18 protein-coding genes and 1 pseudogene are annotated in these 14,853 nt (G+C 64.7%); 8 read left to right on the top strand and 11 right to left on the bottom strand.

Going from position 1 to position 14,853, the window contains the following annotated elements:
* The 11 genes from VK533_RS11945 to VK533_RS11895 form a co-directional block, all read right to left on the bottom strand.
* Positions 1 to 150 (bottom strand): FAD-dependent oxidoreductase (locus tag VK533_RS11945; protein ID WP_324377914.1); only part of this gene is annotated, 150 nt, incomplete at its 3' end.
* Positions 147 to 464 carry a 2Fe-2S iron-sulfur cluster-binding protein gene (locus tag VK533_RS11940; RefSeq protein ID WP_324377912.1) on the bottom strand — a complete coding sequence of 106 codons (318 nt, stop codon included), beginning with the start codon at positions 462 to 464 and terminating at the stop codon, positions 147 to 149. The genes VK533_RS11940 and VK533_RS11945, both read right to left, overlap by 4 nt.
* A gap of 32 nt (positions 465 to 496) precedes the next feature.
* Entirely contained in the window at positions 497 to 1,426 is a 930-nt protein-coding gene (locus VK533_RS11935; protein WP_324377910.1) for a polysaccharide deacetylase family protein, read from the bottom strand.
* Positions 1,423 to 1,959, bottom strand: coding sequence for a nuclear transport factor 2 family protein (locus tag VK533_RS11930; RefSeq protein ID WP_324377907.1), 537 nt, complete (start codon positions 1,957 to 1,959; stop codon positions 1,423 to 1,425). Before VK533_RS11930 ends, VK533_RS11935 begins: the two co-directional genes overlap by 4 nt.
* Positions 1,956 to 3,149 carry a cytochrome P450 gene (locus VK533_RS11925; RefSeq protein WP_324377905.1) on the bottom strand — a complete coding sequence of 398 codons (1,194 nt, stop codon included), beginning with the start codon at positions 3,147 to 3,149 and terminating at the stop codon, positions 1,956 to 1,958. Before VK533_RS11925 ends, VK533_RS11930 begins: the two co-directional genes overlap by 4 nt.
* A gap of 12 nt (positions 3,150 to 3,161) precedes the next feature.
* Positions 3,162 to 3,587, bottom strand: coding sequence for a nuclear transport factor 2 family protein (locus tag VK533_RS11920; RefSeq protein WP_324377903.1), 426 nt, complete (start codon positions 3,585 to 3,587; stop codon positions 3,162 to 3,164).
* Positions 3,588 to 3,628: 41 nt separating this feature from the next.
* Positions 3,629 to 4,396 carry an SDR family NAD(P)-dependent oxidoreductase gene (locus VK533_RS11915; protein ID WP_324377901.1) on the bottom strand — a complete coding sequence of 256 codons (768 nt, stop codon included), beginning with the start codon at positions 4,394 to 4,396 and terminating at the stop codon, positions 3,629 to 3,631.
* Entirely contained in the window at positions 4,396 to 4,776 is a 381-nt protein-coding gene (locus VK533_RS11910) for a nuclear transport factor 2 family protein (protein ID WP_324377899.1), read from the bottom strand. Before VK533_RS11910 ends, VK533_RS11915 begins: the two co-directional genes overlap by 1 nt.
* 3 nt (positions 4,777 to 4,779) lie before the next feature.
* Positions 4,780 to 5,235: an SRPBCC family protein gene (locus VK533_RS11905; RefSeq protein ID WP_324377897.1), complete on the bottom strand. Its 456-nt coding sequence runs from the start codon at positions 5,233 to 5,235 to the stop codon at positions 4,780 to 4,782.
* A gap of 22 nt (positions 5,236 to 5,257) precedes the next feature.
* Entirely contained in the window at positions 5,258 to 6,022 is a 765-nt protein-coding gene (locus VK533_RS11900; RefSeq protein ID WP_324377895.1) for an SDR family NAD(P)-dependent oxidoreductase, read from the bottom strand.
* The gene (locus VK533_RS11895) at positions 6,022 to 8,259 is read right to left on the bottom strand and encodes a TonB-dependent receptor (protein ID WP_324377893.1); all 2,238 of its coding nucleotides are present in this window, start codon (positions 8,257 to 8,259) and stop codon (positions 6,022 to 6,024) included. Before VK533_RS11895 ends, VK533_RS11900 begins: the two co-directional genes overlap by 1 nt.
* Before the next feature lie 261 nt (positions 8,260 to 8,520).
* Here VK533_RS11895 and VK533_RS11890 point away from each other — a divergent pair, with 261 nt between their 5' ends.
* The 8 genes and pseudogenes from VK533_RS11890 to VK533_RS11855 all read left to right on the top strand — a co-directional run.
* Positions 8,521 to 9,207, top strand: a complete 687-nt coding sequence (locus VK533_RS11890) for a GntR family transcriptional regulator (protein WP_324377891.1) — start codon at positions 8,521 to 8,523, stop codon at positions 9,205 to 9,207.
* Between the two features lie 68 nt (positions 9,208 to 9,275).
* The gene (locus tag VK533_RS11885) at positions 9,276 to 10,784 is read left to right on the top strand and encodes a 2-hydroxymuconic semialdehyde dehydrogenase (protein ID WP_324377890.1); all 1,509 of its coding nucleotides are present in this window, start codon (positions 9,276 to 9,278) and stop codon (positions 10,782 to 10,784) included.
* A gap of 20 nt (positions 10,785 to 10,804) precedes the next feature.
* The gene (locus VK533_RS11880; protein ID WP_324377888.1) at positions 10,805 to 11,347 is read left to right on the top strand and encodes a VOC family protein; all 543 of its coding nucleotides are present in this window, start codon (positions 10,805 to 10,807) and stop codon (positions 11,345 to 11,347) included.
* A gap of 4 nt (positions 11,348 to 11,351) precedes the next feature.
* On the top strand, positions 11,352 to 12,239 hold the full coding sequence (locus VK533_RS11875; protein ID WP_324377886.1) for a VOC family protein: 888 nt from the start codon (positions 11,352 to 11,354) through the stop codon (positions 12,237 to 12,239).
* Entirely contained in the window at positions 12,229 to 12,912 is a 684-nt protein-coding gene (locus tag VK533_RS11870) for a class II aldolase/adducin family protein (RefSeq protein ID WP_324377884.1), read from the top strand. Before VK533_RS11875 ends, VK533_RS11870 begins: the two co-directional genes overlap by 11 nt.
* A complete protein-coding gene (locus tag VK533_RS11865; RefSeq protein ID WP_324377881.1) occupies positions 12,891 to 13,706 on the top strand; it encodes a 2-keto-4-pentenoate hydratase in 816 nt (271 codons plus the stop codon). Before VK533_RS11870 ends, VK533_RS11865 begins: the two co-directional genes overlap by 22 nt.
* 5 nt (positions 13,707 to 13,711) lie before the next feature.
* Positions 13,712 to 14,650 (top strand): acetaldehyde dehydrogenase (acetylating), encoded by a 939-nt coding sequence (locus VK533_RS11860; protein WP_324377879.1) that lies wholly within the window; start codon positions 13,712 to 13,714, stop codon positions 14,648 to 14,650.
* Positions 14,647 to 14,853, top strand: a pseudogene (locus VK533_RS11855) (4-hydroxy-2-oxovalerate aldolase); the annotation flags it as partial. The gene VK533_RS11860 and the pseudogene VK533_RS11855, both read left to right, overlap by 4 nt.

The following is a 14,853-nucleotide window of genomic DNA, read 5'->3' as shown; positions in this document are numbered from 1 at the left end:
CTTGGACAGCGGAGGGCGCTCGTAGGGAATCTCCGGCTCGTCGCCGACGATGGCGATCGTGCCTTCGAACTTGGCCTGGCGCAGCGCGATCGCAGCCTGCGCGCCGGCATGGCCCGCGCCAACGATCAATATGTCGTAGTGCGCGGTCATTCCTCGGGTGCGATGGTTATGCGCAGTCCATCGAGTGAATCGTCGAACGGAATCTGACAGGAAAGACGCGACTGCGGCCGGCGCCGGCTGGCACTATCCAGAAGTTCGTCCTCATCCTCGCTCATAGACGGCAGGCGATCGGCGAATGCGTCGTCGACATAGACGTGGCAGGTCGCGCACGAGCAGCATCCGCCGCAGATCGCCATGAGCTCGTCGACGCCGGCATCGCGGATCGCCTCCATCACGCTCAGGCCGTCGTCCGCCTCCACGACATGTTCGGTGCCGTCGCGGGCTACAATCGTCAGGTCAGGCATTGTCGGTCCCCGCCATCGCGCCGCTACCGGGCTCACGCATGCGCGGCCACCTCTGGTGCTTCTGCCGGGAGCGCATCGAGAAAGTGCGTGCGGAACCAGTCGTTGATCTCGCCCCCCGTGGCCAGCCAGATGTCATCGTGGCCGGCGATGTAGGCGAGCGCCTCCGCGAAGTGCTTCATTCGGAAAGGATGGCCGGTGATGAACGGATGCACCGACATCGACATGACGCGTGGCAGCTCGGCGGCCTCGGCATATAGCACGTCGAATTGATCGCGGATCATCTCGGCGAACGCTGCCGCCGTGGTGCCCTTGCCCATGATGGTCGGCACGTCGTTGATCTCCAGCGTGTAGGGTATGGTGATCAACGATCCGCTGCGGGTGCGCAGCGGTACCGGCAGTTCGTCATGCGTGTAGTTGGACACATATTCGATACCGGCCTCGGCCAGCAGATCGGGTGAATCGAAGCTCTCGGCGAGGCACATGCCCATCCAGCCGCGCGGTCGCTTGCCGGTCGCCTGCTCCACGATCGCGATCTGGTCGCGGATGAAGGCGCGCTCGGCCTCGCGATCCATCCGCGTGCAGATGCTGGTGTTGTTGTCGCCCTGAACGCACCATTCCCAGCCGCGCGCATTCCCTTCCGCGATGATCTCCGGATATTCGCGGCACACGTCGCTGTTGAGGTTGACCGTCCCGCGAAAGCCGGTGCGGTCCATCGCCGCCATCAGCCGCCACAACCCGACGCGGTTGCCGTAGTCGCGCCAGCCGTGATTGAGGATGTCGGGGCTGAGATCGAGCGTGCCGGGATAGATGGCATGGGCGAGGCCGGTCGTGCCGAACGGCACATGCTCGATATTGACGTAGATCATCACCGCGAGGCGCTTGCCGCCCGGAAAGCGTACCGGACGCCGCCGCGTGATCGGCAGGAAATCGTAGCGCGGCGACTGGGTCGAACTCGCTATCATAGGGCCAGCGCCGCGATCGCCGCCTTGCGGTTCTCGTCGCAAAATACCTTCGCCATGCTGGCGGCGAGGTTCGGCTCGCTCATGTCGAACAGGGCGTTGTTGCCGGACACCCATTGAAAATCATGCTTGATGCGCGCGATCAGCCAACGCTCGCCGCGCCGCTCGAAATGGACGTCGTACCAGCCATATTGATTATATTCCGACACGCCCAGGTCCGTCGCCTTCCAGTGGCGTGCCGTCATGTAAACCAGCGCGAGGGCGTGATCGCCGTCGACGTCGATATGGAAGTTGGAATAGGTGTGATGGCGCCGCACCGGCGACAGGATCAGTTCCGCAAAGTCGGTCCAGTCGTCCGCCGAAACACGGATCTCGTCGCAGCCGGTTAGCCGCTTGAAATCGATCAGCACATGATCGGTGAAGGTCGAACGGTAGAGCGGCCAATCTCCCGCATCGAGCGCACGCCCGAAATTGAGCATCACCTTGGTGATCGCGCGCTCGTCCCAGAGCACGGCGAGCTTGTCGGCGTCGGTCATGATCTCTCCTCGAGTTTTCCTGGCGTGAAGCGGACGGGCAGGCTTGGCAGGAAAGCATAATCGCCCCCGCCGAACCGGAAGGGGGGCACCGGCTCCACGATGGTGAGATCGGGAAGCCAGGTCAGCAGCTCCTCCAGCAGGATCTTCAGCTCCATCCGCGCGAGGCCGGCGCCGGGGCAGCTGTGGATGCCGAAGCCGAAACTCATGTGGCGGCTGTTGGGCCGGTCGAGATCGAAGCGGGCCGGTGCATCGAACTGGGCGGGATCGCGGTTGGCGGCCGCCCAGCCGATATAGACATCCTCACCCGTGCCGAGCTCGACGCCGTTGACCTCGACCGGGCAGGTTGTGCGCCGGAAGAAGCCGTAGAAAGGCGGATAGAGGCGCAACGTCTCCTCGACCGCGCGCTCGATCAGGGTGGGGTCGGCGGCGATACGATCGCGAATTCCGGCATCGGAGAAGACAGCCCAGATCAGGCTCGCCATCGCCGATGTGGTGGAATGATGCCCCGCCCCCAGGAAGGCCGCGAGGAGCCCTACATAATCCGCATCGTCGAGCTTGCGACCCTCGACCTCCATCGTGCTGAGCGCGGTCATGAAGTCATCGCGCGGGTTGGCGCGACGGTCGTGGACCTGAGCGACGGTCACGGCGCCGAATTCGGCCTGCCGGATTCCGAACAGGTCCGGATCGCCCTGCGCTGCGAACATGGCGATGGCGGTGCGGCGAACGCCCGGCACAAGGTTCTGGTCGATTCCGACGAGGTGGCAGATCGTCTCGGCCGGGACCGGCTCGCACAGCTCGGCCACGATGTCGCAGCACCCCGCCGGCGCGATGCGGGCGAGATGGCTCCGGATGTCGGCGCGGATGAACGGCGCCATGCGCTCGGGCGTACCCGGCGGCAGCGCCTGGCTGAAGATGGCGCGCCATGCGCTGTGGCGTGGCGGGTCCATCTCGAGCGCGGGGATCGGTTTGCGCGGCAACATTGGCCGCAGCACCTGCGGTTCGGACGAGAAGCGGCGATGATCGGCCATCGCCTTGCGCACCGCCGCATAGTCGAGCAGCAGAGCGAAGCCGTCATGCTCGTCGCTGTGCGCGACCGGGCAGCCGCGCGAAGCTTCGAACAGGGCCAGGCTTTCGGCGGGCGTGGCGGTGTAGCAGCTCCAGTCCCGCGATGATCGCGTATGATCGTTCATCGGACGCTTCCTTCAGGCGATCTGAAGCCCCTCGATTTCCTGTTTGGCATCGTCCCAGGTGCGATTCCCCTCGATCACCTCGGCCCAGACAGGCGACTGATCGAGATAGGCATATTGCTCGCACAACTTGTCGCCGCGCGTGCGGATCACGTCGCAGCACGGAACGGTGACGACCTTGCCGTCGAGGCGTTCGTAATCGACGTTGGCCTCGACGAAGATGAACTCGCCCGCCTCGGTCACGCGCCAGATATTGTGGCGCAGACGACCGATCAGCGACCAGAAATGAAGTACGACCGCACGGGCATCGTCCTTGCCGATCACCGGCGGGCGTCCGCCGAACACGAATTTGTGGTCGTCGGTCAGCATGTTGATGAATCCGTCGATGTCCTTGCGGTCGACGGCGCGAAAGCGCTCCAGCACCCAGTGATCAGCGACCATCTGCCTCTCCTCCTTACTTGGTTTCGGACCAGCCTTGCGGGTTACCAGGCCCGCACACCGCCATCGACGGCGATATCGGCGCCGGTGACGTAGGAGGCGTCGTCGCTGGCCAGGAAAGCCACGACGCTGGCGACTTCTTCCGGCTGGCCCATCCGATTGATCATCGCGCGGCCAAGCTGGATCCGGCACCATTCGGGATCGTCGAGAATGAAGCGGGTCTGGTTGGTTTCGATCGTGCCCGGCGATACCGAATTGGCGCGGATGCCGTGCTTGCGCCCTTCCATCGCCAGTTCGCGCGTCATCGACAGTACGCCGCCCTTGGCGGCCGAATGGGCAAGGCCGGGCAGCAGTTCGATGCCGGCCCAGGCGGACAGCGACGCGACATTGACGATCGCGCCACTGGACTTGACCAGCTCGGGCCACACCGCGCGCGTCATCAGGAAGACGAGATCGAGCTCCTGGTTGATGGTCTTGTACCAGGTCTCGTCGGCCATATCCTCGATCCAGGCGAAATAGGCCATCGCGCCGTTGTTGAAGAGCACATCGACCCCGCCGAACTTCGCCACCGCCGCCGCGACGACTTCGGCGCAGACCATCTTGTTGGTGAGGTCGGCGGGATGGATCGAGATCATGGTGCCGCCGGCTTCGGCGACGAGGCGGACCGTCTCTTCGGCGCCGTCCGGATTGATGTCGCAGCCGACGACGTTGGCGCCTTCGGCCGCGAAACGCAGGCACGTGGCGCGGCCGATCGATCCGCCGGAACCGGTGATGATGCAGGTGCGGCCGGCAAGACGGCGGGCGAGGTCCATCAAACGGCCGCCTGGAACAGAGGCGCCATGTCGATCACGATCCAGAGCCGGTCTATCTGGTGCTCGCCGGTGCGGCGGAGCTGGCTCGCGACCGGCATCGTCGCCTCGCTGCCATCGTGCCGGGCATAGGTCACTTGGCTGAACTGCGCGGCGAGGTCGCCATCGATCACGATCGATTCGCGCTTGTGGCGCATGCCGGCGATGCTCGACCAGAAGCCGCCGAACGCGGCCTCGGCCGCGGCCTTGCCGTGGATCGCCGGTGCATTGCCGAAGCGCACCTCGATATCGTCGGAGAACCAGGCGACCAGCTTCGGCAACTCGAAACCGTCCGCGTCCTGAAAGAAATCCGCCGCCCAATCGTCGGCCATCACCGTCGGCATCGCTCAGAGCTCCCCGTTGCGAACCATTTGGCGGACACGTTCGAGCGTGGCCGCGACCGCACCGATATAAGCCCCCTTCATCTCGTCGCCCTTGGCCTGTTCTTCGGGCGACCCGGCTGTGACACCGGGAAAATTGAGGCCGAAGGTGAAAGTGAGCTGCAATCCCGCTTCCGAATCCGAGATCGTGTTCTGGATAAATCCATTCTCGCCGACCCGCTCGAACTGTACCTGCACGGGCGCATGGAGCAGGATGCGCTCGCGGTGTGACGATCCGGCGAAGGTGACGTCGCGCAGGATCATGTTGTCCTTGCGTTCGACCACCTCGCACTTGGACATGCCCGGCACGAAGGGGAGGGCGTTCTCCGCCTTCATTTCGAGACCGCGCCACACCTGATCGCGGGCGAGTACGGGATCCGCTCCGGCGGGGTTGACGGGGGTCGCATAGGACAGGGTGTACATGGTCGTCTCCGCTCAACTGGACTCAGGTGGAAAGGTAGCCGCCATCGACGGCAATTGCCGCACCATTCACGAACGAGGCTTGATCGGACAGCAGCCAGACGACCGCGTCCCCGATCTCGCTTGGCTCGCCGAAGCGGTGCATCGAATGGCGTAACTTCAGGCGGTCGAATATCTCGGCAAGCTGCGGATCGTCGCTCAGCCGCGCGATCATCGGGGTGCGGGTGATGCCGGGCAGGATCGCATTCACGCGGATGCCGCGCGCGCCATAATCCGCGCCGGCGGCGCGGGTGACGCCGATCACGCCATGCTTGGCCGCGCAATATTCCGACGCTCCGGCGAGACCGACCTGGCCAAGCGACGAAGCCGTGTTGACGATCGCGCCACCGCCCGTCGCCAGCATCGCTTTGACCTGATGCTTCATGCACAGGAAGACGGCGGTCAGATCGATCCGGATCGCCAGCTCCCATTCCTCGAGGCTGAGTTCGTCGAGCGGCTTGTTGCGCTGTTCGACACCGGCATTGTTGAACGCCCCGTCGAGCCGGCCGTACCGTTTGACCGCCTCCGCCACGAGGTTTGAAATGGCGGCCTCGGACGCGAGATCGGCTTCGACGAAAGCGGCTTCTCCCCCGGCGGCGCGTACGGTTTGCGCCGCCGCTTCGCCGGCCGCCGCATTGTTGTCGCTGAGCACGAGCCGCGCCCCGGCGGCGGCGAGCACCAGGCTGGCGGCGGCGCCGATTCCGCCGCCAGCCCCGGTAACGATGATCGACTTGCTTGCCAGTGCGGCCATCAGAACTTGAACCCCGCGCGAACGCCATAGGTGCGAGGCGAGTCGAGATAGGCGGTCGCTGGGCCGGGGATTCCGGCCGCCGCGGTTGCAGCGATCACGACCTTGTTGGTGAGATTACGTCCCCACAGGCCGAAGTTCCACCGCCCGTCTTCCGAGAAATAAGTGAGCGCTGCGTTGATCTTCGCATAGGGATCCTGACGCGTGCCGAGATTGTGGACGAAATCGGCCCACCACTTGCTCTCGTAACGGGCGTCGCCCTCGGCACGGATATAGCCGGACCGCAGCTGGAAGTCGTGCGAAACGCCGCCGCTGATCGTCCAGTCCGCAGCATAAGGCCCGGCGAGGCCGTTATAGCTGACGCCGTCCGGGGTCACGAAATCCTTGTTGCGCGATTTGATGTAGCTGACCGACACGTTGATCCGATCATTGTGGGTCGGTTGCCACAGCACGTCGAGTTGATTGCCCGGGATCGTGACCTTGCCCGCATTGAAGATCGGATTGAACAGCTTGCTGGCATCGTAAGCCTGGATCGCGAGATCCTTGTAGACCGAGTAGAAGATCTCGTCGTTGATCTGCAAGGTGTTGTCGAAAAAGCGGGTCTTGATGCCACCGGCGATCGACTGCAGCTTGCCGGTCTTCACCAGATTGCTGCGGTTGGGCAGATCGGCCACCTCGTTGAACGTCGCGGGCTGGTAGCCGGTTTGATACTGCGCATAGACCATGATGCGCGGTGCGACGTCATATTGCGCGCCGACCTTGTAGTCGAAGCGATGCGAGGTGTGGTCGAAGAAATACGGCGTCGTCTGGTCGTCGAGCGAAATGCCATGTGCTTTGGTATTGTCCGTTCCATATCGCCCGCCAACCGTGAGGCGCAGCGCATCGGAGAGATTATAGGTCGCCTGTCCGAAGATGGCGGCGCCCTGGAGGCGGTTGCGGATCACGTCGCTCGAATGGAACGGGAAGGGCGTGCCGGGGATCGCGGGCCCGCCCGGTCCGACCGCCGTGCCGACCAGCGCCTCGCCGGACTGGACGGTCCTATAACCGTAAAGGCCGATCAGCCAGTTCAGGCGTCCGATATCGCCTGCCAGCCGCAATTCATGCGTGGTCTCGTGATAGATGTCCTGCTTGTAGGCGGGCAGCACGCCCAGCCAGTAAACATGGACGGTCGAGTTGAGGAAGAAGTAACCCGGAATGTAGGTCAGCGTGACATGATCGCCGAGCTTGACGTCCAGCTGGGCGCCGGTGACCCAATTCTGATAATGCTGGGTCGATGGCGTCGGCTGGCCGAATGGCGCAGTCGAAGCGAGCGTGCCCGGACGCAGATCGTTGTAGGGATTGGGCAGCAGGAACGCATTCTCGTCATAAACGAAGCCGGTTAGATTGCCCGCGGCATCATAGGTCGGGCGCGAGCCCTTGTTGACCAGGTTAGGTGTATTTCCGTGCTTTTCCGCATGATACCCCCACCAATATAGGGTCACGTCGCTGCTCGGTTTGTAAAGGAAGCTCAGGCGGCCCGAAAAATCCTTCTTCGAGTCCGATCCGGTCACCATATAGCCATCGCGGTAATTGTAATCGATCGCGGCGCGCACCGCGAAGCTGTCCGAAGCGGCCAGGTTCCCCACCACCGTGCCGTGCAACAAGTTGTAATTGCCGGCCTCGACATTGCCGCTGAGGCTGTTGGTGAATTCCGGGCGGTTGAAGCTGACGTTGACCGTGCCGCCGATCGCGCTGCGGCCGTAAAGCGTGCCCTGTGGCCCCGGCAGGGCTTCCAGGCGGTCCACGTCGAAAAGGCCGACGCTCGTGCCCTCGCGCGGGATGAAGATGCCGTTGAAGTTGAAGGCGACGGACGGCTGGACGTTGGCGAAGTCCAGGTTTGAGCCAACGCCGCGCAGGAATACCTGGGTCGTGTTGCCTTCCTGATGGAAGCGCGCGCCGGGCACCAGCTCCTGTGCTGCCGACAGGTTGGTGATACCGCGTTGCGTGATCGCGGCGCCGGTCACCGCGGTGACGGCGGCGGGTGTCTTCTGAAGGTTTTCGCTTCGCTTCTGCGCGGTGACGACGATCTCGCCGATGCCTTCGTCGGTCAACGGCTGAGCGGTTGCGTCCGGGGCTGCCGCCGCCGCGTCGGGCGCCGCAGCATTCGATGCCGGCGCCGGTTCCGCGCTGGCCGAGGCCGCGATCGCTGCCGCCACCGCTGCCGATATCAAGAGCTTCGCCCGCAGGTCAAACCTACTCATCCATCCCTCCCTCTATATTTCAGCCGGCAAATCCACCGCCCCGCTTCTCATGAGCGGCTAAAGTGGATACACATTTTCCACGACTGGCGATGCCTGTCAAGATAGGACCTATACTTCCTTTCCGGTTGTGGCAGACGATCCTCCGGGCTCGACCTGCGCTTCAAAATGACGGATGCTAATGTGAACAATCCTCAGGCACCCATGCGAATCCAGCCAGGCCTCCTTCAGCCACTCCCGAAAGCCGACGGTCGTCGTACGGCCGTGGACGTCCACGACGCGCTCCGGCGATTGATTCTCAGCGGGCAGCTCAAGCCGGGCACCTTGCTCTCGCAGGTGGAGGTCGCGCGCAGCCTGAACGTCAGCCGGACACCGGTCCGCGAGGCGCTGCGCATGCTTCAGGAAGGCGGCCTCGTGTCGGGCGATCCCAACGTGAGAAGTCGCGTGCTTGGCTTCGATCCGAAGGATATCGAGTCGCTCTACATGAAGCGGATCCTGCTCGAGGCCTTCGGCGTCACGCTGACGACAGTCGAGTCGCGGCCTTCCACCATGGCGGAGTTGCGGAGGGTGATCGAGGCGCTGGAGGGCGACGAGTCGCACGATAATTTTGCGACGTGGCAGCAGCTTCATCGCGACCTGCACAGCCTTATCGTCTCGGCCGCGGGCGAGTCGTTCATGGCCGATCTGCGCGAGCTGGAGCTGCGCAGCGCGCGCTACCAGTCGGCCTATAAGGGGGAGCATCTGGCGGGCTGGTGGCATCGCGGCGAAACCGAGCATCGCGCCCTGTACGAGGCTATGGCCAGTGGTGACGCGCCGGCCGCGGCCGAGCTTGCCGCGCGCCACCTGGCGCGTACCGCGCTTGAGGTGTTGGCGGCGCTCGCGCCCGAGCACGACACCGCCAATCTGCGCGCCAGCCTCCGTTTCGCGATCGCTTCAGCCAAAGGGTCCTGAGGCAAACAGGATCACTTGTGCATCCACTATTTAGGACGTATACCCTCTATATCGAGGGAGCCCACTGAATGGATGCCGCTTTGCTCAACAAGGATGTCGCCGCAGCGTCGGCCGGAGCCGCGCCGCGTATCCTGCGCAACTTTGTCGGCGGCCAATTCCTGGATCGCGGCACGCCCTTCGACGTCTACAATCCCGCCACTGGGAAAGTGCATGCCCGGGCGCTGGAAGCCGATGCGGAGACGATCGATCTCGCCGTCGTCGCCGCGCGGCGCGCGGTCGAGGGGGATTGGGGACGGATGCCGCTCGCCAAGCGGCGGGCGCTTCTGATCCGGGTCGCCGATCGGATCGAAGAGCGGTTCGACGATTTCCTCGAGGCCGAGATCGCGGACACGGGCAAGCCCTACGAATTGGCGCATCACCTGGATATTCCGCGCGGCGCCGCCAACTTCCGGGTGTTCGCCGACGCGATCGCCAATCTGTCGACCGAATGTTTCGAGATGGACACGCCCGATGGCGGCAAGGCGCTCAATTACGCCGTACGCAAGCCGCTCGGTGTCGTCGGGATCATCTCGCCCTGGAATCTGCCGCTGCTGCTGATGACATGGAAGGCGGCCCCCGCACTGGCGTGCGGCAATGCGGTGATCGTGAAGCCGTCTGAGGAAACGCCGTCGACCACAACCTTGCTGGGCGAGGTGATGGCGGAGGTCGGCATGCCCGACGGCGCGTTCAATGTCGTGCACGGCTTCGGTCCGGGCTCGGCCGGCGAGTTGCTCACGACCCATCCCGGCATCCGGGCGATTACCTTCACCGGCGAGACCCGCACCGGCGCCGCCATCATGAAGGCTGCGGCGCCGACGGTTAAGGCGCTTTCGTTCGAACTGGGCGGCAAGAATCCCGCGATCATATTCGCCGACGCCAATCTCGACGCGGCGGTTGCCGGCCTCGCGCGCGCGGTCTTTCTGAATACCGGCCAGGTCTGTCTCGCGCCGGAGCGCATATACGTCGAGCGCCCGGTGTTCGACTGTTTCGTCGCGGCCATGAAGGCCAAGGCCGAGGGGCTGAAGGCGGGTGCGCCATATGCGGAGGGAACAACGCTAGGGCCGCTGATCTCGGACGAGCATCGCCGCAAGGTGCTCGAATATTATCGCCTGGCGATCGCCGAGGGCGCGACGCTGATTACCGGCGGCGGCGTGCCACAACTCAAAGGCGAGGCCGCGGACGGCTATTTCGTGGAGCCGACCTTGTGGACCGGACTGGGCCCGGACGCCCGCATCTGCCGCGAGGAAATCTTCGGGCCCTGCGCGCACATCGCGCCCTTCGATACGGAGGAGGAGGCGATCCGGCTGGCGAACGACACCGATTATGGGCTCGCCTCCAGCATCTGGACGACGGACCTGGCGCGCGCCCATCGCGTCGGCAAGGAAATGGAAGTCGGCATCTCCTGGGTGAATTGCTGGTTCCTGCGCGACCTGCGCACGCCGTTCGGCGGCGCGAAGATGTCGGGCATCGGCCGCGAGGGCGGCGAGCATTCCATCAATTTCTACTCCGAGCCGACCAACATCTGCATCAAGCTCTGACGAAACGAAGGAGAGGAACCATGGCGACCACAGCCAACGCGCCCGAACAGTCCGCGGCTTCCGCAACGAAGCCCGAGCCGGCACTCAAGCTCAACTTTTATAGCCACGCGACGCTCGAATGCCGCGACATCAAGCAGACGCGGAAGTTCTTCGACGAATTCCTGGGTTTCCAGACGGTCCAGATGGCGGACGTGTCCTTCTGGGCGCGGCTCGGCGGTGACCAGATCGTCGTGGTCGTGCAAAGTCCGACCAAGAAGAAGGAGACCATGCCCTTCCTCAACCATAACGGCCTGGATGTCGGCACCGAGGCCGAAGTCGATGCCGCCTATGAGACGGTGAAGGCGCAGGCCGAGAAGTGGGGCATCAAGAAACTCACCAAACCGGTCGTGCAGCACGGCACCTACTGCTTCTACTTCTGGGATCTGGACGACAATGCCTGGGAGATCCTCTGCAATCCCAAGGGCGGCTATTCGTGGGGCTTCTCGCTCGGCGATCAGACCGGCGTCGGCCACATGAGCCGGAAGTTCGCCCGCCCGAAAGAGACGCTCACCAAGGATAGCTGAGACCATGGCCGATCTTCACGATATCCGGTACGTCCGTATCGGTTCGGACGACCTCGATGAGAGCGTCCGGTTCGCCACGCAGGTTCTGGGGCTGGAGCTGGTCGGGCGCGAGGCGAACGCCGCTTATCTGCGCGGCGACGACCGCGACCATAACCTCGTTTATGTGCGCGGGCGCGACAGCACGCATGTTGCCGGCTTCGAGCTCAAGACCGAGGCGGAGCTCGACGCCGCTGCCGCGCAATTCGAGGCTGCGGGCATCGCGGTGCGGGCGGGCACGGCCGACGAGCGCGAGCAACGGCGCGTGGGCGCGCTGATCACCATCCAGGACCTTACCGGCAACGTGATCGATCTGGTCGCCCGTCCCCATCATAGCGGCACGCGCTATTTTCCGTCGCGCGATGCCGGCATCACCTCGTTCAGCCATATCGGCCTGCGCACGGCGCACCCCAAGGAGGACGAAGCCTTCTGGACCGGTTTCCTGTCGGCCAAGGTGAGCGATTGGATCGGCGACGCCGCTTTGCTGCGGATCGATGACGTCCACCACAAGATCGCACTGTTCCCGTCGAGCTTCGCGGGGGTGCAGCACATCAACTTCCAGGTGGAGACGCCCGACGACATCATGCGCTCCTGGTACCACCTCAAGAAGAACAATGTCCGGACCGTATTCGGGCCGGGGCGGCATCCGACGTCCGGCGCGCGGTTCCTGTATTTCGAGGGGCCGGACAAGATGGTCTATGAATATTCGACCGGTGTCCGGCTGATCACCGAACAGGATGAGAAGACCTACGTTCCCCGGCAATTTCCGATGGTGCCGAGCTCCTTCTGCATGTGGGGCTCGGAACCCGATATTCCGGAATTCAAGACGGAAGCGGCCTTGGCCCGTGCCGCCTGATCCAGCGCATGCGATGCGGCTGGCGGCACGGGCGATGGGCCGGCACGGCCTCGCCCACGCCTATGGCCATGTCAGCCTACGAACGGCCACTGATCGCTTCCTCGTGTCGCCGGCATCGCCACTCGGCCTGGTTCCCGTGGGACATCCCGGCGTTGAGGTCGCGCTCGATGCACCGCTGCTGGATGGCGCGCTGCCGGAAGTGCGGATCCACCGTGAAATCTATCGGCGGCGGGCCAACGTGGGCGGCATCTGCCGCGTCCAGCCACCGGCCTTGATGGCGCTGTCGGCGCTCGGGCGGACGCCGCGGGCGCTCCATGGGCTTGGCGCCTATTTCGCGCCCGCAGCGCCGCTCTGGCCGAATGTGGCGCTGGTGCGCGACGATGCATCCGCGGCCGCCGTGGCCGATATGCTCGGCACCGCGCGCGCCATCGTGCTGTCGGGCAATGGCTGCGTCACCGTCGGTGAGACGCTGATGGAGGCCGCGGCGCACGCCTTCTTCCTTGAGGATGCGGCGCGCATCGAACTCGCGCTGCTGGCGGCGGTGGGCGAGCGGCCGCGCGAATATACATCCCAGGAGGCCGCAACACGCGCCATCAAGGCGGGCGGCCTTTACGAACGCATGTGGGACTTCCTCTGCTTTGGAGACTCCGAATGGCAACCCTCGACCCGGTGAGAGGCGGCCGCCTGCGTGGCGCGCTCGACCATCAGGCCGCCGCCTTGCGCACGGCTTACGAAACGGGGGTGCCGATCGCGCCGATCCGTGAAGCATTGGTCGATGCCACGATCGAGGACGCTTATGCCATTCAGGCGGCGAACACCGCTTTCTGGCTGGCGCAAGGCCGCGTCCGCGTCGGCGCCAAGATCGGCCTCACTGCGAAGGTGGTCCAGACCCAGCTTGGGGTGGACCAGCCGGACTTCGGCACGCTGTTCGCGGACATGGCGGTCAATGACGGCGATACGGTGCCGGTGGGACGGCTGCTGCAGCCGAAAGTGGAGGCGGAAATCGCGTTCGTGATGGCGCGCCCGGTGGATGTTGCGCGCCTGACGACGGCCGAACTGATCGATGCCGTCGCCTACGCGCTGCCCGCGATCGAGATCGTCGACAGCCGGATCGCCGACTGGAATATTCGCATCGTCGATACGGTCGCGGACAATGCGTCGTCCGGACTGTTCGTGCTCGGCTGCCATCCGGTTCCCGTGGCCGATCTCGATCTTCGGCTCTGCGGCATGGTGCTCGAAAAGAATGGCGAGCCGGCGTCGTTCGGCGCGGGCGCCGCATGTCTGGGCAATCCGCTGCATGCGCTCGGCTGGCTGGCCCGGACGATGGCCGAGGTTGGCAGTCCGCTGGGTGCCGGAGACGTGGTGCTCGCGGGCGCGCTCGGGCCAATGGTGGCGGTCCGCCCCGGCGACAGCGTGCTGGCGCGCATCGAAGGGCTGGGCTCCGTTCGCGTAGCTTTCGGAAAGTGAGCGGTATGAAGACCAAGGTTGCGATCATCGGTTCGGGCAACATCGGCACCGACCTGATGATCAAGGTGATGCGCCTGTCCGACGTGCTGGAAATGGGCGCCTTTGCCGGCATCGATCCGGAATCGGATGGACTCAAGCGGGCCGAGCGCCTGGGTGTTCCCGTTACGGCGGGCGGCATCGAGGGGCTGGTGCAGATGCCGGGCTTCCGCGACATCGAAATCGTGTTCGACGCGACGTCGGCGGGGGCGCACAAGCGGCATAGCGAATTGCTGCTGCTGCACGGCAAGCGGGTGATCGATCTGACCCCGGCGGCGATCGGCCCCTATACGATCCCCTCGGTCAACGGCGACGCGAACCTCGATGCGCCCAACGTGAACATGGTCACGTGCGGCGGGCAGGCGACCATCCCGATCGTGGCGGCGGTCAATCGCGTCGCCAAGGTGCATTATGGCGAGATCGTCGCCTCGATTTCGTCGAAGAGCGCAGGGCCCGGCACGCGCGCCAATATCGACGAATTCACCGAGACCACCTCGCAGGCGATCGTCGATGTGGGCGGCGCCGGCCGGGGCAAGGCGATCATCATCCTCAATCCCGCTGAACCGCCGCTGATCATGCGCGACACGGTCTACTGCCTGTGCGACGAGGCCGATCACGCCGCGATCACGGCTTCGGTGGAGGCGATGGTGCGCGAGGTGCAGACCTATGTGCCCGGTTACCGCCTCAAGCAGGCGGTGCAGATCGAGCATATCGGTTCCAACCGGCCGCTGCGCATTCCCGAGTTGGGCGGCGAGTTCACCGGGCTCAAGGTCACCGTCTTTCTCGAGGTCGAGGGCGCGGCCCATTATCTGCCGGCTTATGCCGGCAATCTCGACATCATGACCTCCGCTGCGCTGCGTACCGCGGAGCGCATCGCCCACCGCACGAAAGAGAGGGTCGCGGCATGAGCGTTCCGCCGGGCAAGCTCTACATCCAGGACGTGACGTTGCGGGACGGCATGCACGCCATCCGCCATCAGTACGGGCTCGATCATGTGCGCGCGATCGCGAAGGCGCTCGACGCCGCCAAGGTCGATGCGATCGAGGTGGCGCATGGCGACGGGCTGGCGGGCTCGTCGTTCAATTACGGCTTCGGTGCGCACACCGACTGG

It is taken from the genome of Sphingomonas sp. (assembly GCF_035317925.1).
GTDB lineage: Bacteria > Pseudomonadota > Alphaproteobacteria > Sphingomonadales > Sphingomonadaceae > Sphingomonas_I.
The sequence above is the reverse complement of the archived record's forward strand: the minus strand, read 5'-3'. Positions and strand labels throughout refer to the sequence as shown.